At 68.6% G+C, this 23,981-nt stretch carries 19 protein-coding genes and 5 pseudogenes; 6 read left to right on the plus strand and 18 right to left on the minus strand.

The genetic code is table 11. The features are described 5' to 3' along the window. Positions 1–44: 44 nt before the first annotated feature. The 8 genes and pseudogenes from ACH499_RS13475 to ACH499_RS13510 all read right to left on the minus strand — a co-directional run. Positions 45–1,229 carry a cytochrome P450 gene (locus ACH499_RS13475; RefSeq protein ID WP_399015543.1) on the minus strand — a complete coding sequence of 395 codons (1,185 nt, stop codon included), beginning with the start codon at positions 1,227–1,229 and terminating at the stop codon, positions 45–47. Further along, complete coding sequence (locus ACH499_RS13480; RefSeq protein ID WP_399015544.1) at positions 1,226–2,005, minus strand: thioesterase II family protein; 780 nt, start codon at positions 2,003–2,005, stop codon at positions 1,226–1,228. Before ACH499_RS13480 ends, ACH499_RS13475 begins: the two co-directional genes overlap by 4 nt. Continuing rightward, positions 2,002–3,795: an AMP-binding protein gene (locus ACH499_RS13485; protein ID WP_399015546.1), complete on the minus strand. Its 1,794-nt coding sequence runs from the start codon at positions 3,793–3,795 to the stop codon at positions 2,002–2,004. Before ACH499_RS13485 ends, ACH499_RS13480 begins: the two co-directional genes overlap by 4 nt. A 101-nt stretch (positions 3,796–3,896) precedes the next feature. Next, the gene (locus ACH499_RS13490; RefSeq protein WP_399015548.1) at positions 3,897–4,565 is read right to left on the minus strand and encodes a ubiquinone/menaquinone biosynthesis methyltransferase; all 669 of its coding nucleotides are present in this window, start codon (positions 4,563–4,565) and stop codon (positions 3,897–3,899) included. 66 nt (positions 4,566–4,631) lie between these two features. Beyond that, the gene (locus tag ACH499_RS13495; RefSeq protein WP_399015550.1) at positions 4,632–5,618 is read right to left on the minus strand and encodes a UbiA family prenyltransferase; all 987 of its coding nucleotides are present in this window, start codon (positions 5,616–5,618) and stop codon (positions 4,632–4,634) included. Between the two features lie 59 nt (positions 5,619–5,677). Further along, complete coding sequence (locus ACH499_RS13500; protein ID WP_399015552.1) at positions 5,678–7,060, minus strand: cytochrome P450; 1,383 nt, start codon at positions 7,058–7,060, stop codon at positions 5,678–5,680. 355 nt (positions 7,061–7,415) lie between these two features. Beyond that, a pseudogene (locus ACH499_RS13505) lies at positions 7,416–7,595 on the minus strand (hypothetical protein); the annotation flags it as partial. A gap of 78 nt (positions 7,596–7,673) precedes the next feature. Further along, positions 7,674–7,944, minus strand: a pseudogene (locus ACH499_RS13510) (transposase); the annotation flags it as partial. A gap of 17 nt (positions 7,945–7,961) precedes the next feature. Here ACH499_RS13510 and ACH499_RS13515 point away from each other — a divergent pair. After that, positions 7,962–8,171, plus strand: a pseudogene (locus ACH499_RS13515) (transposase); the annotation flags it as partial. Between the two features lie 173 nt (positions 8,172–8,344). Further along, positions 8,345–8,623, plus strand: a complete 279-nt coding sequence (locus tag ACH499_RS13520; protein ID WP_356205545.1) for a hypothetical protein — start codon at positions 8,345–8,347, stop codon at positions 8,621–8,623. Between the two features lie 249 nt (positions 8,624–8,872). Here ACH499_RS13520 and ACH499_RS13525 read toward each other — a convergent pair. The 7 genes and pseudogenes from ACH499_RS13525 to ACH499_RS13555 all read right to left on the minus strand — a co-directional run. Then, positions 8,873–9,085: pseudogene (locus tag ACH499_RS13525) on the minus strand (GntR family transcriptional regulator); the annotation flags it as partial. Between the two features lie 66 nt (positions 9,086–9,151). Continuing rightward, the gene (locus ACH499_RS13530) at positions 9,152–9,649 is read right to left on the minus strand and encodes a TetR/AcrR family transcriptional regulator (protein ID WP_399015554.1); all 498 of its coding nucleotides are present in this window, start codon (positions 9,647–9,649) and stop codon (positions 9,152–9,154) included. Between the two features lie 398 nt (positions 9,650–10,047). Beyond that, complete coding sequence (locus tag ACH499_RS13535; protein WP_399015556.1) at positions 10,048–10,233, minus strand: DUF2180 family protein; 186 nt, start codon at positions 10,231–10,233, stop codon at positions 10,048–10,050. A gap of 42 nt (positions 10,234–10,275) precedes the next feature. Then, a complete protein-coding gene (locus ACH499_RS13540) occupies positions 10,276–10,794 on the minus strand; it encodes a flavin reductase family protein (RefSeq protein WP_399015558.1) in 519 nt (172 codons plus the stop codon). Positions 10,795–10,940: 146 nt separating this feature from the next. Next, positions 10,941–11,855, minus strand: coding sequence for a dihydrodipicolinate synthase family protein (locus ACH499_RS13545; RefSeq protein ID WP_399015561.1), 915 nt, complete (start codon positions 11,853–11,855; stop codon positions 10,941–10,943). Beyond that, complete coding sequence (locus tag ACH499_RS13550; RefSeq protein ID WP_356207064.1) at positions 11,855–12,652, minus strand: aldolase; 798 nt, start codon at positions 12,650–12,652, stop codon at positions 11,855–11,857. Before ACH499_RS13550 ends, ACH499_RS13545 begins: the two co-directional genes overlap by 1 nt. A 240-nt stretch (positions 12,653–12,892) precedes the next feature. Continuing rightward, on the minus strand, positions 12,893–13,093 hold the full coding sequence (locus ACH499_RS13555; protein WP_399015563.1) for a hypothetical protein: 201 nt from the start codon (positions 13,091–13,093) through the stop codon (positions 12,893–12,895). A 436-nt stretch (positions 13,094–13,529) separates the two neighbouring features. Here ACH499_RS13555 and ACH499_RS13560 point away from each other — a divergent pair, with 436 nt between their 5' ends. Then, positions 13,530–14,129 carry a helix-turn-helix domain-containing protein gene (locus tag ACH499_RS13560; protein WP_399015565.1) on the plus strand — a complete coding sequence of 200 codons (600 nt, stop codon included), beginning with the start codon at positions 13,530–13,532 and terminating at the stop codon, positions 14,127–14,129. Between the two features lie 48 nt (positions 14,130–14,177). Here the strand turns inward: ACH499_RS13560 and ACH499_RS13565 are convergent, their stop codons facing one another. Next, positions 14,178–14,654, minus strand: coding sequence for an MMPL family transporter (locus ACH499_RS13565; protein WP_399015567.1), 477 nt, complete (start codon positions 14,652–14,654; stop codon positions 14,178–14,180). Positions 14,655–14,673: 19 nt separating this feature from the next. Between ACH499_RS13565 and ACH499_RS13570 the strand changes: the two are divergent. Beyond that, positions 14,674–14,884: pseudogene (locus ACH499_RS13570) on the plus strand (response regulator transcription factor); the annotation flags it as partial. A gap of 163 nt (positions 14,885–15,047) precedes the next feature. Here the strand turns inward: ACH499_RS13570 and ACH499_RS13575 are convergent. After that, on the minus strand, positions 15,048–17,732 hold the full coding sequence (locus ACH499_RS13575) for a SpoIIE family protein phosphatase (RefSeq protein WP_399015569.1): 2,685 nt from the start codon (positions 17,730–17,732) through the stop codon (positions 15,048–15,050). 548 nt (positions 17,733–18,280) lie between these two features. Between ACH499_RS13575 and ACH499_RS13580 the strand changes: the two genes are divergently transcribed. Together ACH499_RS13580 and ACH499_RS13585 are read left to right on the plus strand one after the other, a co-directional pair. Continuing rightward, positions 18,281–21,625, plus strand: coding sequence for a S8 family peptidase (locus ACH499_RS13580; protein ID WP_399015571.1), 3,345 nt, complete (start codon positions 18,281–18,283; stop codon positions 21,623–21,625). 629 nt (positions 21,626–22,254) lie between these two features. Next, the gene (locus tag ACH499_RS13585) at positions 22,255–22,728 is read left to right on the plus strand and encodes a hypothetical protein (RefSeq protein WP_399015573.1); all 474 of its coding nucleotides are present in this window, start codon (positions 22,255–22,257) and stop codon (positions 22,726–22,728) included. A 325-nt stretch (positions 22,729–23,053) separates the two neighbouring features. Here the strand turns inward: ACH499_RS13585 and ACH499_RS13590 are convergent, their stop codons facing one another. Beyond that, the gene (locus ACH499_RS13590; RefSeq protein ID WP_399015575.1) at positions 23,054–23,923 is read right to left on the minus strand and encodes a hypothetical protein; all 870 of its coding nucleotides are present in this window, start codon (positions 23,921–23,923) and stop codon (positions 23,054–23,056) included. Between the last annotated feature and the right edge of the window lie 58 nt (positions 23,924–23,981).

The raw sequence follows: 23,981 nt of genomic DNA on the forward strand, positions 1-23,981 counted from the left end.
CCTGCTCGGAACGGTCGTGTGCGGAACGCTCGTACCCGGTGACCTCATGCGCGAAGCACCACCGGAAGTTCATTCAATCCCCAGGTGAAATTCGACCCGTTGTAGCGCGGCTCGCCTTCGAGTCCGACGGTGCTCACCATCGTGCGCAGCGCCCGGAGATACGCCGTGATCTCCAACCGCGCGAGCCGGCTGCCCAGACACAGGTGGCGGCCCGCGCCGAAGCTCAGATGCCGGTTTCCGCTGCGTCCGACGTCAAAGGTGTCCGGGTCGTCGAACACCTCGGGGTCCCGGTTGGCCGAGCCGATCCACGTCACGACGCGTTGGCCGGGACCGATCTCGACGTCGCCGACGCGGACGGTCTCGGTCGTGGTCCGCATGACGTGCATGCCGGGCACCGACCAGCGCAGGCCTTCCTCGGTGGCGTCGGCGGGCCCGACCTCTCCCCCGGCGATGCGACGCCACTGGTCCGGGTGCTCCGCCAGTTGGTGGGTGAGCGCGGCCAGCGTGTACCGGGTGGTCTCGTTCCCGCCGGCCAGCACCCCGCTGAGGTTGAACACGAGTTCCTCGTCGGTCAGTTGCGTGCCGCCGTCATTCCGGGCGGTGAGGCCGCTGATGAAGTCGTTCGTACCCGTCCCGCGGTTCTCGCGCACCATGTCGGTGAAGTACTTGAAGATGTCACCGTTCGCCATGATGCGCTGCACCTCCGAGGGAGATTCGAACGCCTCGGTGGTCTTCGCTCCGATCCACGCCCAGTCGGACGGGGGAATGTCCATGATCGCGCAGATGACGTCGGTCGGGATGCGGGCGAGGTGCGTGATCAGGTCCGGTGCCGGGTGCCGTACGGCTTTGGCGACGACGTCGGCGACGACCCGGTCCACGTACTCCTCCGCCCTCGCGAGAACCTCGTTGGAGAACGGCTGTATGAGCACGCGTTTCATGCGCGTGTGGTCGGGCGGGTCGGAGACGATGAGCATCTTGTTCGCGACGGCGGCGACGGCGGATTCCGTCGAGCCCAGGCGCATGCCCTTCGTCGAGCTCAACCGAGTGGTGTCCCGGTGTACGGCCACGACGTCGCGGTACTTGGTGACGCTCCAGAAGCCCTCCGGTTCCCCGGCGGGGTGCTGCCAGGACACCGGTTCGTTCTCCCGGTACCAGGCGAAGACGTCGTAGAACCCGGTTCCCTCGAACAGGCCGGGCTCGAACAGGTCGGGTGCCGTCCGCTGCTTCACGCGCGCACCGCCCGGCCCGCGACGGCCTCGGACGCAATCTTCGTGAGCATGTCGGCCAGGACGTCCTGGCTCATGAACGCGTGGTGGTCCGCATCGATCACTTGATGGCCTCGGTAGTCGGTCGTTCGGTCACGCCACCCGGACATCTGCGCGGTGGTGGCGACACTGTCGTGGCGCCCCGACACGGACCGCAGCGAGGTGCGCGTCAGTCCGGTGGGCGGGACGTCGTAGCCGGCCATCAGACGCAGGTCCGCGCGCATCGTCGCGGCGGCGTAGCGGGCGAAGGCGGACTCGCGGACCGAGGGATGCAGCAGGGCCGTCACCTGTTCGGGCGATGGGTCGGCCGCGGGGAACGTTCTCCAGTGCTCCGGCGACCGGGCCGCGGCCACCACCAGTGAACGGGCCGCCGCACCCTCGGATTCGAGCTTCCGTGCGACCTCATAGGCGATGACCGCGCCGAGGCTGACGCCGAGGAGGAGCAGTGGTCCACGTCGTGCGGCGGCCGTCGACCGGGTGCGGGCGAAGCATTCGGCCGCGATGCGGTCGACCACCTCGGACAGGTCGTGCGCCGGAGCGTCCGCCAACCGGTCCTCACGCCCGGGCAACTGCACCCCCAGCAGGTTCACCCCGGGCGGCAGCACGGGCACGACGGCGTGCAGGCGGAGACAGCCGGCGCCGGCCTGCGGGAACACGACCACCGTCGGGGACGCGTCGCCGCCCCCGGCCTCCTGCGTCCCGCTTCCCGTGCCCGCCGTGAAGTGCCGCAGATACGTCACGCCGCCCTCCTCTCGTCGATCCGGTCGGCCAGTGCCCGGGGCGTCCTGGCCGTGAGGACGTCGGCGATGGACACGGCGACCTCCAGGTGGAGCTCGATGCGGGAGACCAGTTGGGCCGCGAGGAGGGAGTGCCCGCCGATGGCGAAGAAGTCGTCGTCCTCGGCGACGCTCCGCCCGAACACGCTGTTCCATGCCTCCATGACCGAGTCGAGAACCGGCTGCCGGGACACGTCCCCGAGCATGGGCCGGGCGATGTCCGCGCCCCCGCCCTCGGCGCCGTCCCCGTTCCAGTCCCCGTTCCCGTCATGTCCGCCGCCGGACACTTCGCGGTCACCGAGTTCGGCCACCTCGTGGCGCGAGACCTTGCCGGTCGCTTCGAGCGGCACCTCGGCCATGCGGTGCAGCCGCGTCGGGCACAACTGGCGCGGCAGGCGCGAGGCGAACTCGTGGGTCAGCCGCTCGCGCAGGTCGTCGTCCAGCGGGCCGCCCGATGCCGTGAGGAGGCCGAGCGCGAGCGTGCCCGGCTCACCGCGCACGTAGGCCACGGCGCGCTCGATGCCGGGTACCGCGCAGGCGATGCGCTCGATCTCCTCCAGCTCGACGCGGAAGCCGCCTATCTTGACCTGGTTGTCCATCCTGCCGAGACAGCTCACCTGTCCGTCCGCGCGCAGCATCCCGCGGTCGCCCGTCCGGAAGTACCTGGCGCCGTCCCGGTCGAGGAACCGGTCGGCGCCCGGCGCGTCCGCGCCGACGTAGCCGAGGGCGACGCCCGCGCCGCCGATCAGGAGCTCTCCGGTGACGCCCGGGGGGACCTCGTTCAGGTCGGCGTCGACAACCGTGACCGTGCAGCCGGGCATCGGGCGGCCGATCGTTCGGGGGTCGTCACCGCGTGCGGTGTCGGCCATGGTGGTGGCGATCGTAGCCTCGGTCGGCCCGTAGACGTTGAGCACGCGATCCGCGCTCTCCCGAAGCCGGGCGACGAGGGCCTCCGGGCAGCGCTCCCCGGCCACCACGGCGACCTCGGCCCTCGGCAGCTTCTCGATCGCGGCGTACAGCGAGGGCGTCATGCAGAGGTTGTCGATCTCCTGGGCGGCCAGGGCGTCTTCGAGTTGCCCGAAGGCGGGATCGACCGCGACGCACGTGACACCGTTGACGAAGGGGGTGAGGACCGACCAGAGCCAGCCGTCGAAGCCCGGCGAGACGACGCAGACGGCACGGCTGCCCGGCCGGTACCCCAGTGTCTCGGCGTTGGCCAGGAAGCACTCAAGGGCGGCGGTACCGATCCGAACCCCCTTGGGGCGGCCGGTGGTTCCCGAGGTGTAGACGACGTACGCCTCCGACTCGCCCTGCCCAAGGGTCCACTCGTCGAGACCGGTCCCGGCGAGCAGCCGCCCCGCACCTTCAGCCCCGGTCCCGGTCGCTGTCCCTGCCACGGCCCCGGTCTCGGAGCCGCTCGTCTCGATCAACGCGAGGCCCAGCTCCGCGGCGTTCGGTTCCGACTCCGACGACACCAGTGCGGAACACCCGGCGTCCCGCACGGTCCAGCGCAGGCGTTCGGCCGGGTGGCGTTCATCGAGGAGGACCGCCGACGACCCGTTGGCCCAGACCGCCAGCAGGCTGCTGAGCGCGTACCGCGACCGGCCGGCCATGACGGCGATCCGGTCGCCGGGGCCCGCTCCGGCCTGCCGGAGTTCGCCGGCCAGGGTGCGCACCGACGTGGCGATGTCCCGCCACGTCAGACCGCTGCCGTCGATGCCCACCGACCCGACGTGGTCGGGGTATTGGGACACCCAGCGCTCCAATGCCCTCTTGGCAAACGGTATGTCGTGCGCGGAAACAGGTCTGGTCACAGGTTTTCCCCCCTAGTTCGCCAGGAATGACTCCTGGCACGTCACCTCGGTTTGGTGGCCCAGAGAATTACGTTCGTGCCGAAGAACTTCTTTCGCCACCCGATGTCCTGGAAGCCGAGACCCTTGAGGACGCCGGCGACATGCTGGGGTGACTGGAAGGCCAGGGTGCTCGATTCGAGATAGGTGTACGACGACCGGTCACGTGCCACGACCTGGCCCAGCAGCGGAACAAGAACGCGTACGCCCAGGGTCACGACCGGCTTAACCAGGCCGCTCGGGGGGCACGTCTCCAGAATGACGATCCGGCCACCGGGTTTGAGAACTCGGTGCTGTTCGCGCAGTGACTGGTCCAGGTCTTCGACATTCCTGAGGAGATATCCCTCGGTGATCCCGTCGAAGGACTCGTCCTCGAACGGCAGGCGGGTCGCGTCCGCCTGCAGCCAGCAAACGGAGTCCGCCCCGGGCTTGGTTTCTGCGCGACGCAGCATCTCCTCGGAGAAGTCGGCGCCCGTCACCGTCACGGCGGGGTACATCCCGGCCGCCTTCAGGGCGATGGCACCCGTCCCCGTGGCCAGGTCCAGGACCTGGCCGTTCGCGGGCGGGGCGACTCGTTCGGCCACCTCGCGGCACCACTTCTCATGACGCCCGAGCGTCATGACGAAGTTCATCCGGTCGTAGTACCCGGCGATCTTCTCGAAGATCCCGTGCACTTCGGATCCCTTGCCTCGGGGCATGCGATCAACTGTCACTTGTCGGGCCTCCTCCACCTGGAATACTCATGCCGACTCGGCCCCGGCGAGATGGCGACTCGCTCTGGAGTCCCTTCCCGATACGTCACTCCAGACCATGACCGCGACAGCGCAGAGCCCGACCAGCGCCGAGCCGACCGACGGCCGCCATCCGAAGAGCAGAAGGCCGAGGAAAACGACGGACACATACATGTCCCGTTGGCCGACTCGGTTGTACTCGAGCGGAGTTCGGGCCAGGACCATGCCGGCCATGTTACCCACGGCCGGCAGCACCATCAGGCCGACGAAAACCAGCCGGTCGGGTATGACACTGACGAGAACGAGAACCGGGAAGGCGACATAGACGAGCGTGGTCGCGGCGGCGGCGGCCCAGGCGGCGGACTGTTTCGACGACATGAGCGCGGGAATAGTCCGCAGCCCGGCCGCCTTGTCCCCTTCGTAGTCGGGGACGTTCTTCATGATTCCCTTGGCGAAGTACCAGCAGAACAGGAACACCCCGAGGACGACCGGCTGGTGCGAGTCGTACTGAGGGATCTCCCACCAGGACTCACCGAGCAGTGCCCCCGCGATGTACGGCTCGGTGACGGCCATCGAGAACACGGCCATTCCTATGATCGGCCGGCCCTTCAGGCGGAGCCTCGGCGAGGAGTAGCCGAGGACCAGGAACGCGCTGAATATCCAGAGCAGGCTCTGAGCGAACGAGATCATCAGCGACAGGGCGAGCATGACGCCGAGTCCCGCGTACACGATTCTCTGCAGCGTTTCGACGCCCGCTGTTTCGACCAGTTTCAGGCGGCCGGGTACGTTCTTGCCGTCCTCGACGAGATCGGTCACCGCGTTGTGGGCGTTGGCGGCCAGGGGTGCCGCGATGTGAATGATGACGCCGAGCAGCACGGTGAAGTCGAGGCGGTGATCCGCCACGGCGGCACCCACGCAGTATGAGAGAGGGGAGACGAGCAGTGTGCGCGGACGCACGAGCTCGACTGTTGCGTTGAAACGTGCCAGGCGGCGCATCGGTCAACCTCTCTCATGATGTCGCGCGTTTCGGACGGCAAGCGGGACAAGCGGCGGTTTCAGATCCTGGTGAGTGTCAGCCCGAAACCGTCGCGGGGCCTGAGGGTGATGAGGGCCTTGGGGTCCGGACCCGCGGAATCGCGCAGCGATAGCCGGAACTTGACAACCATGCTCGCCACGAGCATGGACATCTCCATCATGGCGAACCCCTTGCCGATGCACATATGGGCACCGGCACCGAACGGCAGATACTCGCCCCTTCCGGGAGTGCTGTGTATGAAGCGCTCGGGCAGAAATGCGTCGGGCCGTTCCCAGACGTCCGGGTCCCGGTGGATGGCCGCGACGTTGAGCATGACGAGAGCCCCCTCGGGGGCCCTGGCCGAGCCGATCAGAGCGTCCTTCTTGGCCTGGCGCGGAATCGTCGGGGACGGGGGGAAAAGCCGCATGGCCTCGTTGATGACGCATTCCAGGAGGGAGCCCCGCCGCGGCTCTCCACGCTCGGGCGAGCCCGACCGGCCCACCTCCTCCCGCACCTGCTGCTGAACGCCCGGGTAGCAGGCGAGGAGGTAGAGAATCCACGTCAGCGCGCTGGCCGTGGTCTCGTAGGCGGCGAGGAACGTGGTCAGGACCTCGTCACGCACCTCGGTGTCGGTCAAGCGCGCGGCGCCGTCGCCGACTCTGGCTTCCAGCAGCAGGTCCAGCAGGTCACCGTGGTGTTCGCCGGTGCGTCGGCGCTCGTCGATCAGCCGGTGGACGAGTTCGTCGAGGTTCTTCAAGGTGGCGGCGAGTCGGCGATTGCGCGGGCTCGGCGCACCGACCGGCAGGGAGAACGGGCCCCGCAGCCGGCGCTCGACGAAGTCGAGCAGGAAGGACGCGGTCTGCGGCGTGATGATGTCCGCCACGGTGTCGCCGTACCGGCTGAACATGCACACGGAAACGGTGTCCAGGGTGAACGACAGCATTTCCTCGTGGAGGTTCAGATCGGTGCGGTCGTGACGTTCCCAGCGTTGTGTGCGGTCGGCGACCACGTCGGCCATCTTCTCCCGCATCGTCGCGAGACTGGATCGGCTGTACATAGGCTGCAGCGCCCTGCGGCGCCGCAGCCAGTTGTCGTGGTCGGGATTGCTGATCAGACCGTCCCCGAGCACCAGCCTCAGCGGATTCTCGCCGCCCGGCTTTCCGAACGTGTGGATGTCGGAAAGCACCACATCCGCGGCGGCGCTCCGGTTGATGAAGATCATGCTCTTGGAACCGAGGGTGAAGGACGACACCTCATCGCCGGACGACGCGGCGTGCTGAATGGCATTCAGCAGGTCGGAGCGCAGTCGTAAAAGGGGGCCGACGACCGGAACGCGGATGCGCGGTGCTTTCGGTGCCGCGAGAACTCCGCTGTCGTGCCGTATCGGCCGCGTCGGCAGCGCGCTCGTGACAGGCCCTTCCATTGCCGCTCCCCCTCGGTCAGCCGGCGTGTCGTGCAGTGCGCCGAATATGGAGCACATATCGAGTGCCGGGAGGTCCCGTTGTCGCGGCCTGAAGCAGGCATGCCGACCTCCCCTCCTCCGTTGCAGGATCTTCCTACGCTCAGCTTGTCGATCGGTGCAAGAACTTGTCAGGAAGTGGCCAAGGAGGTCCAGGCCCGCCGTGTCCCTTTGCAACTACCTGCGAATCCCGCATTCACGGAAATTGGAGTGCGCCGACAAGGCCCCGGCGAAGCCCCGGCCGGCCGACCCGCATAAGGTCTGACCGGCTCGCAGGAGCCGCCCGCAAGGACGGCAGGTGGCCTGTGGCCTGCCCCCGTCACCGGGACCAGCCCTTCGTCGACCGACCCCCGTACGCCCCGCGCGTAGGGGGTCGGTGCTGTGCCGGTGCCGACAAACGGTGGAGGCGCAAGGCGAGTTGTATCTCCATCACGCCGGCCGGGCTCTGCCAGTCGTCGCTCAGCAGGCGGCCCACGCGCTCCAGCCGCTGGGCGACCGTCCAGCAGGCGGGCCAAGTATTTCGCCGGGGAGACGCGCTGGTGAACCGCTTCCAGTCCTGGATTCGGGGTCAAGGCCCCAGGTCGTGGACCTGCTGGGTGGTGCCGTCGGCTTCCCACTTGGCGCAGTAGTCGTAGACGGTCTTGTACGGCGGGAAGTCGTGGGGCAGGTACTCCCACGGAATGCCGGTGCGGTTGACGTACAGGATCGCGTTGACGATCTCCCGCGGGTCGCGCACTCGGGCCGCTGCGCCGGGTCCGGTTCGCCTGGCTCGCCAGGCGGCGAAGACCGGTTCGCTCAAGGCCCAGCGGGCGTCGGAGACATCACTGGTACGGACGACGAGCACTCACACCCCGCCCAACACACCGTGCGCGATGACGTGCGCAAGTACGTGCTGGAACATCTGCACGACGACGATACGATGCTGGTCGTCGATGAGACCGGGGACGTGAAGAAGGGCACGCACACCGTGGGTGTCCGGCGCCAGTACACCGGCACGGCCGGGAGGATCGAAAACGGTCAGGTCGCTATCCACCTCGTCTGTACAGGCCGCTGCGGACACGCGGCGATCGACCGCGCTTGATACGGCAAGCAACGCTACCCGCCAGGTATACGACATCGTGGCCGCCATCACACGGGTCATCGAGCAGCGGCGTCCGGCATCTACGCAGTCCCCCTCCGGGGGCCAGGTAGCGAAGCAGCATCATGCGGTCTCGCCACCCCTTACCGAACGGAGTGGATATGGGAGACATGACCGCCAAGGCGCGAGTGGCGGGCCTTGTCATCGCGTACGCGGCCCTGGTCGACGCGACCAACGCGTGCGACGCCCTGGACGAGGTGGTGGTGGCCGCCGGCAGTTGGGCCTCGGCCACGGATCTCCTCCGAGCCTGTGGCTACCTCAAGGTCCCCAGGCAGGCCATGAGCAAGAAGATCCCGGCAGAGGCAATCGAAGCAGCCCTCACCAGTCCCGGAACGGTTTTCCGGAAGCGCTTCATGACGGACACACCGTGGACACCCGCCACCAAGTGAGAGAAAGGCTCTCCAAGAACGTCGGCCTCGTTCAACTGGCGCTGCGCCGCCCGGCCGCACCGCGCCCGGCGCACAGGGGGTATCGCGGTTTGGAGGCCCGGAGGCCTGCGATCGTACTTGCGGGGGCGCAGGTTCCGGGCGTTCTTCCGTCGTGCGGATAGCACAGCAGGGGTGCCGCTCTCCGTCCCACTCACCGAGGCACCAAGGCCTCATGCGACGTCTGCGCGGCGTCCCGCGATCGCCTCGGGCCGTGCGGCGCAGCGCGGCGTACCCGGCGACCGGGATCTCGACGTGCCGGCGCACCTCGAGCAGGTCGCTCGCGGCATAGTCACCGAAGGTTGGTTCCTCGACCGTGTTCGCCACCACGAAGGTTCCCTTGCGGTCTTCGAGACAGTGAGGGCCCATGACCTGGAGGGCCCGAAGCGCTTCGCGCAACACGGGCCGGCTGACCCCGAGAGTCTTGAAAGTCCAGAGCCTGTCCAGGCCCTGGAATTCGGCGGTCAGCAGGCCACGCCTGGTCGATGGAGATCAGGGCCAAGCCAGCAGGGGGGAGGTCGGCTGAGCGCGCAGGCGCAGACGCAGGCGGGCACCGAGGACGGCGGAGGCAAGTCGAGGGGCGGCGTCACCGTGCGTGGGGCGCAAGGCGCCCTCCAGCGCGGTGATGCCCTCCGCGACCAGCGCGGCAACCTTTGGGTCGCGGGGAGCGCGTTCGGCGGCGGCAAGGAGGAGAAGTCCGGAGGCCGGACCGTTGTCGTACGACGCAATGGCTGCCGTCAGTGCCTGCGTAGGGTCGGTGAGGGTGGCGATGGCGGCGCTGATGGGGTGGATTTCGTGGTCGAGGTGGTTGCGCAGGGCGATCAGATGCAGGCCCCGTTTGGAGCCGAAGAATCTGTAGATACTGCCTCGGTGGATGCCTGTGGCTGCGACCAGGTTGTCCATCGAGGTGCCCTCGTAGCCATGGGTGGCGAAGAGGGCGGCCGCGATGCTGACGGCTCGATCGGCGCCGAAGGCGCGTGGTCGTCCCATGCCCATGACCGTACGCAATTAAAGAACGATCAGTCAAGAACGGTCGTTCCTTTACGGGCGGTGCAGGGCCCGGCCCGTATCTGCGGGGACGCCCCCTGGACATGACGCGACGCTGTTCCCGGCCGGGCGAGCGGGCACGTCTTCGTGCTGAGGCCTGGAGCTCCGCGGCTGTGGCCTTGCGTGCACCCAGTGGCAGGCGCGGCCGACGGACAGCATTCGCCGTGGTCGTGACCAGCACATGTCGCCCCGGCCGACGATCCGGTACTCAGCGAACCGCTTCCGCCACCGGCCCGCCGCATGCGGCGTGGAGCCCAACTCCGCAGCCACGACGCACCGCTCGCGCAGGCCGGGATGATCCGGCAGCGCAGCGCCCATGCCGTGGCCGGAGTAACGGAAGACTAGCCGTGCCCGCACTGGCGGCAGCGCACCGTACGTGTCTGGCTGTTGAGGGGACCGAGGAGGGGCCCCCGCCTGGAACCGGCCGCAATCCTGACGTGGTCCTGGCAGACGGCGGCTCCGCAGGTCACACAGAGGCCGACGGCGGTGTTGGCCGTTCCCTCCATGCGGCAGTCGAGACAACGCATCGGTACTCCTCGAGTAAGAGCTGTGGTGCGTGCCCGCCGTTCTCATGCTGCGGAGATCGGCGGTGTGAGCTGGGCGGAGGTGGCGTATCCGCCGTTGTGGCGTATCAGCGCCGGGGCGTCCGCCCGTACCCCGCCGGCGTCGACCTCGCCGATCACCAGGATGTGGTCACCGGCGGGATACCGGGCAACGACCTGGGCGGTGAGCCAGGCCGGCACCGAGGTGAGGATCGGCAGCCCGTCCTGCTCGTGCAGACGGTCCAACCCGGCGAACCGGTCGACACCCCTGCGCGCGAACCGGTCCGCCAGCCCGGCGTCACCGGCACCCAGAAGATGGACGGCGAACCGGTCGGCCCGGCCCACCGCCGCCGCGACCGAGGCACCCCTGGCCACGCAGAAGGAGATCAGGGCGGGATCCAGCGAGACGGAACTGAAGGAGGTGACGGTGAATCCCGCGGGCCCGGGCACGGTGATCACCGTGACACCGGCCGCGTGACGCCGCAGAGTCCTGCGCAGCAGCGCCGACTTGGCGGCAGGTGGAACAATGCGTCGATGATGCGTCACAGGGGCATGGCCTGACATGGCTATCCTTCACTCTGCGAGCAGGGGGGACGTGTTGCCCGTTCCCCCTGTACGGCGTGTGTGTCCGTGAAGCAGTGGTGCCGGGCCTGAGCCGCTCGCTCCGCCGGCGGAGCGGGCGGCTCAGGGACTCAGGCGGCCGGACACACCAGGGGGTGGGAGGCCAACCGGTCGAGTATCTCGCCGAGTTGCCTGGTCTCCTTGTCGGGCAGCGGCAGCAGGGGCGCCCGTGGCAGACCGACGTCGCGCTGCTGCAGTTCGAGGCCTGCCTTGATGGCTCGCGGCAGGCCGAAGCCGACGATGAACTGGAGGAAGGGCAGGAGCTCGGCCAGGATGGCCTCGGCCCGCTCGTCCTGTCCGCCGGTCGCCGCGTCGTGCAGGGCCAGGGCCCACTGCGGGACCAGACAGGGCGACGCGGTGCACCAGCCGGCGGCGCCGGAGCGGAAGGCGTCGAGGGCCACCGGGTTGTTGCCGTTGTAGACCGACAGGGCACCGTCTGACAGGTCCTGAATGGTCCGGAAGCGGTCGACGATGCCGGAGCTTTCCTTGACCATGGTCAAGTTGGGAATCTTGCGGGCGAGCGCGACCACCGTTTCCGGCGGCAGGTCCACGCCGCTGGTGCCCGGGTTGTTGTAGAGCATCATGGGGAGGTCGGTCGCTGCTGCCACCGTGCTGTAGTGGTGCGCGAGTTCGGCCTCGGTCAGCTTCCAGTACACCTGCGGCAGGACCATGATCGCGGTGGCCCCGTTGCGTGCGGCAACCCGGGCACGGCGCACCGTGCCCTCCGTGCTCCAGTGCGACACACCGACCAGGGTGGGGACCCTCTTCGCGACCGTCTGCAGAGTGGTCTCGCAGACGGCGTCCCACTCGATCTCGCGCAGATACGCGCTCTCACCCGTGCTGCCCAGCGGGGCGATGCCGTGGCTGCCCGCCTCCACCAGGTCGTTGGTGAGCCGGCTCAGCGCAGTGAGGTCGACCTCGCCGGTGGCGGAGTCGAAGGGGGTGACAGGGTAGGAGATGATGCCCTTGAGCGGCGGGTTCGCCATCACAGCTCCACCTGACCCGAGAGGACGTCGGGGTGGTTGCGCAGTGCCCGGCGGGCGTAGTAGGCGAAGTTGGCCTTGCTGCGGCGGTCGGAGCCGGTCCAGTCGTGGGCCTCGCGGGCGAGGACCGGGTCGAGGGTCTGGACGGTTCCCGCCGCCATGGCGAGCAGTTGGAGGCGCGCGGCGCGCTCGATGAGGATCGCCAGGTTGCAGGCCTCTTCGACGGTGGCTCCCGTGACCAGCTGGCCGTGGTGGGCCAGGATGATGGCGCGCTTGTCGCCGAGGGCCGCGGAGATGATCTCGCCCTCCTCGTTGCCCACGGGAACGCCCGGCCATTCCTTGAGGAAGGCGCAGTCGTCGTACAGGGGCGTGGTGTCCATCTGGGAGATGACAAGCGGGACTTCCAGCATGGCGAGCGCCGCGGTGTGCAGGGAGTGGGTGTGGACGATGCAGTTGACGTCCTTGCGCGTGCGGTAGATCCAGGTGTGGAACCGGTTGGCGGGGTTGGGCATACCGTCGCCCTCGAGGACCTGGAGGTCCTCGTCGACGAGCAGCAGGTTGTCCTCGGTGATTTCGTCGAAACCGAGGCCCAGGCGCTGGGTGTAATAGGTGCCGGCCTTCTGCCCGCGGGCGCTGATCTGGCCCGCGAGTCCCGAATCGTGCCCGCCGTCGAAGGCGATGCGGCAGGTCAGGGCCAGCTTCTGGCGTGTGGTCAGCTTCGAGTCCTCGAAGTGGTCGTTCATCAGCCGCTGGGCGCGGTCGACGAGCACGTCCTTCGAGTCCCGCAGGGTCTTTGCCATGTCTTTCGCTCCAGTCCCGGGGACCGGCCTGTCGGCTGGTCCCGCGTTCGAGTGGGTGCCGTCCCGAGGAGGGCACCGCGTGGAAACGTTGTTCACCATAGGACACGTTGTGTCATGAGGCAAGGATGGCGCATCCCGGCAGACACGACGCCCCTTGCCACAGCGGACGATTGCGGTCATTGGGAGTGCCAGATTTTGAAGCGCCGCGTGAAACCGCCCCTTTGGTGGCGTCGCCACGGCCTACATCGACTTCCTGGCACCCCTGGACGAACGGCATGAGCTGGGCCGCAGGATGGTGAACGACGGGCGGAACTCGCGACCGAGATCGTCGACGCGAGTGGCGGCGCCGAACGTGCGGCTGCTGAACCAGCCGTAGCGTCGGGCGCCACGATCCTCATCCGCGGCACCCACGTCGATGCGGTCGCCGGTGATCAGGCGCACCGGCGCCAGAAGTGACCAGCTGGTCCCGGGACACGAGTTCGCGGCCGTGGCCCCGCCCCCTGTCGATCAGATCGACAGGGACACCGCGCGAAGCCGGCGTTCCAGCGGTTCCGCCTTCACGAAGGCCGACCAGGACGAACGGACCGGCCCCCGAGGCGGGTCCGGCCCGTCACTCGAGATGCGGTCCAGCACTGGACGTCGGCCGCACGGGGGCGCCATGCGGTCGCCGGTGAGCAGCCGAAGTTACCGTCCTCCTCGCGGGGATGCGGATCGGCGATGGTGGCAACGCTCACCCGAGGGCTTCGACGGTAGGAAACGTCGTTTAAAATAAGACACCGAGTGTCTTTCCACAAGCGGTCCAGCATGCGGGAGAGCACCTGAGGCTCGTCGGTCGTCGGACACAGCAGGGCCATTCGCGCCTACCCTGTCCACGGGAATGCGAAGGGAAGTAGCAGTGATCAACCGGGTACGGCAGCTGCGCAAGGAGCGACTCATGACACTGGAGGTGCTCGCCGAGCGGGCCGGTGTCACCAAGAGTTACCTCTCCAAGATCGAGCGCGGACAAAGCGTCCCCTCGATCGCCATCAGCGCCTCACTCGCGAAGGCGCTCGCCGTTCCCCTGGACAACCTCTTCGCCGACGCCGAGGAACTCAACGACGTCACCGTGACCCGGGCCGGAGAACGCCAGCCTCTCACCGCCGCTGACGAACCCGGCACCCGCTATGAAGGCATGGCCCTCCAGGCCGGCACCAAGAGCATGACGCCCTTCATGCTCTACCCCTCGCACGACGCAGACTCCGTCCCCTTCCGCGACCACCCCGGCGAGGAGTTCATCTTCGTCCACGACGGACAAGCCGAACTCATCTTCCCCTCCCGCACCATCACCCTCGAGCCCGGCGACTGCGCCTACTTCAAAGCCACCAACCCCCACAAGGTCCGCTCCCTCAGCCCCCAACGCGCCACCGTCCTCCTCCTCGTCTCCGAGGACCGCTCCCACCCGAGCGCGGCGCACACGCCACACCCGCACACCCCCTGACGCGGGATGGGAGATCGGGCACGGCAACGATTCCCTTCGCCAGGGCTGTCATCGCCACCCGCGGCTTCGTCTGAGTTCGGCCAGACGGGAGGTGGTCAGCGGGCGTGCGGCGCCGTCGGCGGCGACGTACACGCTCTGTGGGTCCGAGGCACCGGTGGGCACGGAGCGGGCTATCTCGACGGCCGTCACCGCTGAATCTGTGTGCGCCTGACCTCGCTCCTGGCCGTAGTCCATCCGCATCCTCAGCATCCCCGCCGCCAGTGCGGCCAGACAGACCGCTGCGGCCACCGCGACGAGCGCCGGGCGCCGGGCCAGACCGCTGGTGAGCCGGGCGAGCGCAGCCGACGGCCGGTCCTGTCGCCAGGTACGCGAGGGCCAGAACATGCGGCGGCCGCAGACGGCCAGCAGGGCGGGCATGAGGGTGAGACTGGCCGCGAGCATGACCAGCACCGACACGGCGATCGCAGGGCCCAGCACCCGGAACTGGCCGAAACTCGCGGTACCCAGGGTGGCGAACGCGGCCACGATGGTCTCCGCGCTGCGGGATCTGACGCCCCGCGAAGTGGAGGTGCTGCGGCTCGTCGCCCACGGGCCTGGACAACAGGGAGATCGCCCAGGGCCTGTGCATCAGCGTCTTCACCGTGAAGAAGCACGTGGCGAGCCTCTTCGACAAACTTGCGGTCCGGGATCGCGCCCAGGCGGTGATCGCCGCCTATGAGTCCGGGCTCGTTCGGGTGGGAACCACCGTGGTGTGACTCCCCCGCTGTTCGAGCACCGTTCCGCGGTCTGCGTGGCTGCGAAACAGCGAAGGGTGGTTCGAGTACGTGCCTGAACTGCCCGGTGCCCGTTGCGGCGCGGGGCCGAAGACCGGCGGCATCGCTCGCACGGACCTTGCCTTCCCCGGACGAACCAGGATGTTCACCACGACGTTCCGGGCGCCGGCAGTGCCTGCTCGGCCCAGATCACCTTTCCCCGGGCCATGTACCGGGTGCCCCAGCGCTCGGTCATCTGTGACACGAGGAACAGGCCCCGGCCTCCCTCGTCGGTCGTCGCGGCGTACCGCAGGTGCGGTGAGGTGCTGCTGCCGTCGGACACCTCACAGATCAGCGTGCGGTCGTAGACCAGCCGGACGTGGATCGGCTCGGAGCCGTACCGGATGGCGTTGGTGATGAGCTCGCTCAGCACGAGTTCCATGCCGAAGCCCAGCTCGGACAGATTCCACTCGTCGAGCTTGGTGGACAGGACACCGCGCATTCCGGCTACGGCGGCCGGGTCGGCCGGCACGTCCCAGTCGGCGATCCGGTCGGGCGGCACCGCCCGGGTGCGGGCGATGAGCAGGGCCACGTCGTCCCTGGGCCGCGCGGGCAGCAGCTCGCCCAGCACGGCCTGGCAGCTCTGCTCCGGCGACCGGCCGGGATGGCCCGTCAGCGCGGCGCGCAGCATCTCCATGCCCACGTCCAGGTCGCGTGTGCGGTCCTCGACGAGACCGTCCGTGTAGAGGACGAGTTGGGAGCCCTCCGCGAGGTCCAGCTCGGCATTCTGGAACGGCATACCGCCGAGACCCAGTGGCGGCCCGGCGGGCAGGTCGACGAAGGCCGCGCTGCCGTCCGGCTGGACCCGCACGGGCGACAGATGGCCGGCGCGTGCCATGGTGCAGCGACGCGTCACCGGGTCGTAGATCGCGTACAGGCAGGTCGCGCCCACGACGCCGGCGGCGGGCTCCGTACTCGCCTCCTCCTGGTCGATGCGTCCCACCAGGTCGTCCACGTGGCTCAGCAACTCGTCGGGCGGCAGGTCGAGCGAGGAGAAGTTGTGCACGGCTGTGCGCAGTCGCCCCATCGTGGCGGCGGCGTGCAGACCGTGGCCGACCACGTCACCCACGACCAGTGCCACTCGGCTCCCCGGTAGCGGGATCACGTCGAACCAGTCCCCGCTCACGCCCGACTGTGCGGGGAGGTAGCGGTGGCCGACCTCCAGGGCGCTCTGCTCGGGCAGGGCGCGGGGCAGCAGGCTGCGCTGGAGGGTGACGGCCAGGGCGTGTTCGCGGGTGTATCGGCGGGCGTTGTCGATGCTGACCGCGGCGCGTGCCACCAGTTCGTCCGCCAGGTTCAGATCCTCCTCGTCGAAGAGGGTGTGCTGCTTGGTACGCCAGAACTCGGCCATGCCCAGTGTGACGCCACGGGCCTGGATCGGGGCGGCGATGAGGGAGTGGATGCCGTGGGAAAGCAGTTCCTCGCAGTGTTCCGGGTCCTGCGCGTACCAGTCCGGGTCGTTCGACAGGTCGGCGATCAGCACCGAGCGGCCGGTGCGCAAACTGCGCGCATCGGGGGTGGCCGACACGAAGTCGATCAGCGTGCCCCTTCCGTACAGGGGATGGTGGTCCCCGATGCCGCGCACGGCGGTGCGCCGCATGGCCAGTGTGCCGTGGGCCGGTTCCTCGCCGCGCAGTACGGGCTCGGCCAGGTCCACGGTGACGAAGTCGGCGAAGCGGGGGACGGCGACCTCCGCCAGTTCCTCGGCGGTGCGGACCACGTCGAGGCTTGTACCGATGCCGAGGCCGGCGTCGTAGAGCAGTTCGAGCCGTGCCCGTGCGACCTCCGCCCTGCCGGACGCCGCCTGCAGTTCGGTCGAGTCACGCAGCGTCACCACCGTGCCCTCGGGGCCTCCCTTACGGTCTGTGGCACGTTGGTTGACCACCAGCAGCCGCTCCCCGACGAGGTGCACTTCGTCAGCGGCCTCGCGCCCGGAGGCGAGCAACTCGACCGTGTTCGGGCCGAGGTTCAGCTGCGACACCTGCCGCCCCTCGGCGTCGGGGGGCAGTTCCAGCAGCCGCCTGGCTTCGTCGTTGGCCAGCAGCAGGCGGTGGTCGACGCCGACGAGGAGCACCCCTTCGCGTACGGAGTGCAGCACCGTGTCGTGGTGCTCGTACATACTGGCCAGTTTGTCCGCGGCGAGGCTGTGGGTCTGCCGTTGCAGCCGCCTGCCCACCAGCGCGGTTCCGCCGGTTGCGACCACGAGCCCACCGGCCCCCGCGGCCAGGATCACGGACAGCTGCCGATCGACCTGGTTGTTTACGCTCTTGACCTTCAACCCGGCGGTGACGAGGCCCACCACCTTGCCGCCGTTCTCGACCGGAACGGTTGCCTGCATCTCCGAGCCCAGGGGGCCGTGGACGGTCTGGGTGGAGACCTTTCCGGCCAGTGCGGGTCCGATCACGCCGACGAACCGCTTGCCGATCAGGCTCGGGACGGGGTGGGTGTAGCGGATGCCCTTGGTGTCCATGATCACTATGAAGTCGACGCGCGTGGCCTTGCGCCCCGCCTCGGTGAGCGGCTGGAGCACCTTCGTCGGATCAGGGCTCCGCAGCGCCGGCACGATGCCCGGCGAGTGCGCAAACGCCTGGGCGACGGCGACGGACCGGCGTTTGGCCTCGGCGTAGTCGTCCCGCTGGGACTGGAGGACCAGGGCGAGAACGCTGGAGACGACGAGTAGCACCACCAACCCCACCTGCAGCAGGAACACCTGCGCGGCGACACTGTGCGGCCTCTTGCCGGCCAGCGACCGCGGCGACACTTGCCGCAATCTGGCGAAAAACCCCGCCATGGCACCTTTCTAGCACAGCGGTCTGGGCACCTCTGATCCGAGCCCCGACGATCTCCGCGGGCCCACGCAAAGGTGGTGAGCGGAAGCGGGCCCGTCAGCCCACCGCTCGCCGACCGCCGAGCACTCCCCGACACAGCAGCACCCCCGCGTCCGGTGGCGCGCGTGCGGGGCCTCGGGCACTCACCGCGACGCGGGGACATCTCGTCCACGTACCGCCCGGAAATTCCTGGCGATCGCGTCGGCGCCCTGTGCTCCGGAGGCTGCTCTCTTCGGGGCACGTCGAGCGGGACCGGCAACCTGGTGCCCCCGGCATCGCTTTCAGCTTGGCGGCACGTGTCCACCGCAATGGTTCGGTGCCCGCCGAAGTGACGCGCCTCTAGGGTCTGAGCACGAAGATCGATCCGCTCTTCTCCCGACCCGCTTCGGCGGTGCGGCCGCCCGCCTCCCAGCCCGACGAACCAGCACATCAGCCTGCTCATGCAGGCCCGGCGGGGCGGACGGACTCACTGGTTCCTGCACATTCATCGAGGTGAGCCTTGCGTAAACAAGTGAAGAGAACATTGCCGACCGCCGTGGTCACGGCGGTCGCCGTGGCACTCGCGGCAGGCGTGGCGGTCCCGGCTGCTGCGAGCGGAAGCAACACACGGCACGCCTTCTTAGGATCGAGGGACGCCGGGTCGCCCCCCTCGGACATCGCCAGGCGCAGCATCACGCTGATCACCGGCGACCGAGTCCTTGTCGACGCCACCGGACGAGCTGTCGGATTCGAGCGGGCGAAGGGCCGTGAACACATACCCGTCCGGACGCAGACTGTCCGGGGCCACACCCTCGTGGTGCCCTTCGACGCCGCACGGCTCATCAACTCCGGCCGGCTCGACCAACGACTCTTCGATGTCACCGAGCTCGACCGACCCGCCGTTCGCAAGGCCCAGAACAAGGGCCTGAAGGTGATTGTCGGCTACCAGGGCGCGACCGCCGCGGCCGCCCGTGACAACGTACGCACAACAGGCGACACCCGGGTCCGCAGGACTCTGGAGAAGCTGGACGCGGACGCCGTCGTCGTCCCCCGCAACGATGCCAAGGACCTGTGGGACGCACTCACCCGCGAGCAGGCGGGCGGCTTCCGCACCACCGCTTCCGGAATCTCGCAGATCTGGCTGGACGGTGTGCGCAGGGCGAGCCTGGACGAGAGCGTCCCGCAGACAGGCGCGCCGAGCGCCTGGTCGGCGGGGTACGACGGCAAGGGCGTGAAGATCGCCGTGCTGGACACGGGCGTCGACGCCACACACCCTGACCTGAAGAACCAGGTGGTCGCCGAGAAGAACTTCACCGCGTCGGCCGATGCCCGGGACCGCCAGGGGCACGGCACACATGTCGCCTCCACCGCGGCCGGCACGGGGGCCAAGTCCGGCGGCACGCACAGGGGCGTGGCGCCGGGCGCCAAGCTGCTCAACGGCAAGGTCCTCGACGACGACGGCGTGGGCGACGACTCCGGCATCCTCGCAGGCATGGAATGGGCGGCCGAGCAGGGCGCCGACATCGTCAACCTCTCCCTCGGCAGCCAGGACAGCCCCGGAGTCGACCCACTGGAGGCGGAGGTCAACAAGCTCTCCGCGCAGAAGGGCATCCTCTTCACCGTCGCGGCGGGCAACAACGGCCCCCAGACCGTGACGTCACCCGGCACAGCGGACGCCGCGCTGACCGTCGGGGCGGTCGACGGCAATGACAGGCTGGCGGACTTCTCCAGCACCGGCCCACGCGTCGGTGACGGCGCGATCAAGCCCGATGTCACCGCACCGGGCGTGGACATCACCGCGGCCGCGGCACCGGGCAGCACCCTCGTACGGGAGGTCGGCGAGAACCCTCCGGGTTATCTGACGGTCTCCGGCACGTCGATGGCGACCCCGCACGTCGCCGGCGCCGCCGCGATCCTCAAGCAGGAGCACCCGGACTGGACGTACGCCGAGTTGAAGGGCGCGCTGACGGGATCGGCCAAGAGTGGTGGTTACACGCCGTTTGAGCAGGGTGCGGGCCGGCTCTCCGTCGACAACGCCGTCAAGCAGTCCGTGGTCGCCGAACCGGTGTCTCTCAACTTCGGCACACAGAAGTGGCCGCACACCGACGACGCCGCGATCACCAGGAAGTTGACGTACCGCAACCTGGGCAGGACGGAGATCACGCTCGGCCTGACCGTCACCGCGAAGGACCCCGAGGGACAGGCTGCACCGGACGGCTTCTTCCAGCTCGGCGCGCAGACCGTCACGGTTCCGGCCGGCGGCACGGCGTCCGTCACCGTCACCGCCGACACCAGGAAGGGAACCCTGGACGGTACCTACTCGGCGTACGTCACCGCCACACACGGCGGACAGTCCGTGCGCACGGCCGCGACGGTGACCCGCGAGGTCGAATCCTACGATGTGACGGTCAAGCACATCGGTCGCGACGGGCGGCCCTCGTCCGAGTACACCACGGGACTGCAGGGCCACTCCGGCCTGGCGGAGGGGACCGAACTCACTCCCTACGACCCGTCCGGCACGGTCAGGGTCCGCGTCCCCAAAGGCGACTACCTCCTTGACTCGCAGATCGTGATGGATCCGAACGACGCGCGCAAGGGCGTGGACTGGCTGGCCCAGCCCAAGCTGAGTGTCACCAAGGACGAGACGATCACCCTGGACGCCCGGACCACCAAGCCGGTGGACATCACGGTGCCGGACGCCGCGGCGGAGCCGGTCCTCGCCTCGGCGCTCTATACGCTCCGCGCAGGCGGCGAGGTGCTCATCCACGGCGCCTGGCTCGAGAGCTACACCAACTTCCGCACCCGTCACCTCGGTCCGCAGATCACCGACGGTTCACTGTTCCAGCAGTTCGACGGACACTGGACCAAGGGTGCGTTGGCCCAGTACGACACAACGGCCGCCACGCCGGTGAAGCAGCTCGCCACGGGCTTCACCAAGCACTACAAGGCCACTGACCTCGCCACTGTCCGGGTCGGGCTGGGCGCCTCCTCGGCGGGCAAGGAGGGGGCGGTCACGGCTGTGTTCGATCCGCCGGGGCTGGGCGTCGCCTCGGCGATCTACGTCACACAGAAGCTCCCCAGCACGCGCACGCTGTACCTGTCCACGGATGTGGGGTGGACCTTCGGCTTCAAACAGCACGGCGCTTTGGACAGTGACGGCCGTCCCAGCACCGAAGCGGCCTACTGGAGCGGTACACCGGAGACCTTCGAGGCGGGCAAGACGTACCGGAAGACCTTCAACACAGGCGTCTTCGGCCCCTTGATGAGCGGGAACCACGGTGTCTTCCGGGACGGCAACACCATCGTGGGCCGCCTGCCGGTCTACGCCGACGGCCACGGCCACGACGGCACGTCGATGATCTCGTCGGTCAGGACGGTGCTCCACCGGAACGGCACCAAGCTCGTCGAGAACGCCGACCCGCTCGACGGAACGGGCCAGTTCGAGGTACCGGCAGAGGACGCCGAGTACAGGCTGACATCGTCCGTCCAGCGCAGCGCCGAGGTCGGAACGGCCTCCACACGCATCGACACCAGCTGGACGTTCCGCTCCGGGAAGACGACAGCACAGACGCAGCTGCCACTGTCCACCGCGCGCTTCAATACGGCACTGGACCTGGACAGTACGGCGCCCGCCGGCAAGACGCAGAGCGTCGGGGTGAGCGTCCAGGGCGCGGCGGGGGGCAGTAACCTGAAGTCCCTCACCGTCCGCGTCTCCTACGACGACGGCCGCAGCTGGAGCAGGGCAACCGTCACGGATGACAGGATCACCGTGAGGAACCCCGCCAAGGGCAAGGGCATCTCCTTGCGCGCCGAGATCACCGACAAGCAGGGCAACACCTCGAAGGTCTCGATCCACAACGCCTACTACGGCAAGTGACACCGCGCCCTGACGAGGCGCACCACTGCGTGCGGGGCGGCATGACCTGCCGCCCCGCACGTCGGCACAGGCCGCCGGTCGGCCCGCTACGACCCCACCGTCCGGCTGCACCGGCGGCTGGAGCCCGCCGACACCGAGGCTGCCGACGGGCGGGAAGAGGATACGGTCGCCATCCGGAGGTCATGTCCCTGCTGTAGTGGTGTATCGACGGCCCGGACGGCCGGCTCGTGATCGAGCAGGAGGTGAAGCGGAGAGAGTGCCGAGGTGGAGGGCCGGCCCCGTCGTCCACACCAAGTTCGGGCAGGGCTAACGCGCCATGAATGGCCTTTCCCCCGCCGGCGGAACTCAGCGGTTCCCGGCGCGTTCGGCGGGAACTCGCCGCACTTCCGGTCCCGCCGTAGTTGACCGTCGGCTTAGCTGTCCGGGATCAGGTCACCGGCGTCGCCGGTCTGCCCGCCGCGGCCTGACCACGACAGCCGGAATCCGGATCCGGACCCACCGCACCCGACACCCCGTCAGATACTCATACACTCCACAGCATCACAGCACCGGGCGGCTGGGTGCGCGGACACCGTTAACGTAAAATCTTTACCAAGTCGATCGGTTGCGGCGCTAGGGGACGGAGCAGCATGAGTCAGGGCTCAGGGGAAGCGATTTCGGCGTTGATTGTGCTCCTGGCGGTAGTCGCTCTGTTGGGCTCCGCCGTTGGTTACGGCCGCCGCGCCGACAAGGCCGCGCTGGATGTGGACAGCACCGTGGGTCTCCTCTGTGTCACACCGCACAAAGCGCTGAAGCTGTTGTCATTCCGCAGCCGGATCACCGTGCCGCTGGATTCCATCACCGAGGTATCTGTAAACCCGAAGATCTGGCAGCAGTGCACTGTGCGGCGGCGACGCGCTGGCCTGGCTCTGCCTGGCATCCGCTACGGCGGCTTCATCGGAGATGACGGCCACTCCTTCTGGCTTGCAGGTCCAGTGGCTTCTGGTGCGCCTCTGGTACTTCGCCTGACCGGGCAGCCCTTCGACTACCTGGTCATCGACCAGGCCGACCCCGGTAGCACTGCCCTCCGGCTACGCAATGCCCTCCGCGGAAACCGTCGGTAACGCCCCTCGGCCGCGCCCGGACCGTTTCCTCTCGCACCGGTCCGACGGTTCGAGCGGCCTCTACGACGTTCTGGAACTCGTTCAAGCAAGGTCACGCCCGGCACGAACACGTTGCGACCACGAAGGAGACGACGCCTCACCCAAGGCCGCCTCCAACCACTTCATCTCTGGCACGACCAGACAGTCTCATGTCCCACGAAGAAGATCGAACCCGGACCGAAGCTGCCCACACGTTTGACGAAGAACATAGAGGCACCCCCGGCCGGGACCACCGGCGACCGGGAGGCAGCCGACAAGGGCCCCGGGCTCCACGCGCACGGCGTACTCAGCCGCCCTGGAGCCTCAGCCGGAAAGCGGGGCAGACGTCGGGGTCGTCGTCCGCGTAGAGGAAGGTGCGCCCGTCGCTCTGGGCGATCGACAGGGAGTCGAGTGTGTCCCCCTCCAGGAAGCGCTCCGGCGCAGTGAAGGAGAGGGACAGGCGCGCGAACTCGGTGGCCGAGGTACCGCCCTGCACCACGGACCAGGTGCCGGACCCGTCGAAGGTCTCGCCGAGTTCGCTCCGGGACCAGTCACCGGTCCGCCAGTCGTGCACGGTGACCGTGCCGCTGCCCGGCTTGTTCTCGGACGCCTTCAGGGTGAGCGTCACGCCCTTCGCGTCGCCCTCGCCCTGGTAGGTGCCGGCGAGTTGTCCGGAGGTCGCGCCGACCGCCTGCTTCCCCATGCAGCCCTCGACGGGGGTGGTCGCCGACGAGCAGCCCGGGAGGAAGGTCAGCAGTGCCAGCACCGCGGTCGCCGCCGGCGTACGTACTCGGGACACCGACTCACTTCTCCTTCGCCGGAATGCGCTCGGTCCAGATGATCTTCTGGTCCACGGACGAGAAGACGCCCTCTTCGTGGGGTTGGTCTTCTCCAGCCAGTCGTAGTAGCCGATGTAGTGCAGGAACGACTCGTTGCTGGTGTTGTTCTTCAGGGTGTACTCGACCACCAGGTATCCGTCGGGGTCCTGGCCCTTGACCGTGTAGTTCAGGTTGTACGAGCCGGTGAACGCCTCGCCCAGATGCTCCTCGTCGCCGGTGACGATCGCCGGCAGGTCCGTGGTGACGAGCTTCTTGAACGCGCCCAGCTTGCCGCTCTCCGAGATCGAATACGCCACGCTGCCCTGCGGCGGCAGCCGCACCTGCGTGGACCAGGGCATGCACTTCGACCAACCGCGGCTCATAAGGGCGATCACCGAGGGCCGCAGCGGCTCGGGG

This window comes from Streptomyces sp. NPDC018947, from assembly GCF_044390505.1.
GTDB lineage: Bacteria > Actinomycetota > Actinomycetes > Streptomycetales > Streptomycetaceae > Streptomyces.

Coding starts and splice junctions, on each gene's coding strand:
- ACH499_RS13495 (WP_399015550.1), bottom strand. CDS start 5,618: ATGCGCCGCCTGGCACGTTTCAACGCAACAGTCGAGCTCGTGCGTCCG.
- ACH499_RS13500 (WP_399015552.1), bottom strand. CDS start 7,060: ATGGAAGGGCCTGTCACGAGCGCGCTGCCGACGCGGCCGATACGGCAC.
- ACH499_RS13520 (WP_356205545.1), top strand. CDS start 8,345: ATGACCGCCAAGGCGCGAGTGGCGGGCCTTGTCATCGCGTACGCGGCC.
- ACH499_RS13530 (WP_399015554.1), bottom strand. CDS start 9,649: ATGGGACGACCACGCGCCTTCGGCGCCGATCGAGCCGTCAGCATCGCG.
- ACH499_RS13535 (WP_399015556.1), bottom strand. CDS start 10,233: ATGCGTTGTCTCGACTGCCGCATGGAGGGAACGGCCAACACCGCCGTC.
- ACH499_RS13545 (WP_399015561.1), bottom strand. CDS start 11,855: ATGGCGAACCCGCCGCTCAAGGGCATCATCTCCTACCCTGTCACCCCC.
- ACH499_RS13550 (WP_356207064.1), bottom strand. CDS start 12,652: ATGGCAAAGACCCTGCGGGACTCGAAGGACGTGCTCGTCGACCGCGCC.
- ACH499_RS13560 (WP_399015565.1), top strand. CDS start 13,530: ATGCGAAGGGAAGTAGCAGTGATCAACCGGGTACGGCAGCTGCGCAAG.
- ACH499_RS13575 (WP_399015569.1), bottom strand. CDS start 17,732: ATGGCGGGGTTTTTCGCCAGATTGCGGCAAGTGTCGCCGCGGTCGCTG.
- ACH499_RS13585 (WP_399015573.1), top strand. CDS start 22,255: ATGAGTCAGGGCTCAGGGGAAGCGATTTCGGCGTTGATTGTGCTCCTG.
- ACH499_RS13590 (WP_399015575.1), bottom strand. CDS start 23,923: ATGCCCTGGTCCACGCAGGTGCGGCTGCCGCCGCAGGGCAGCGTGGCG.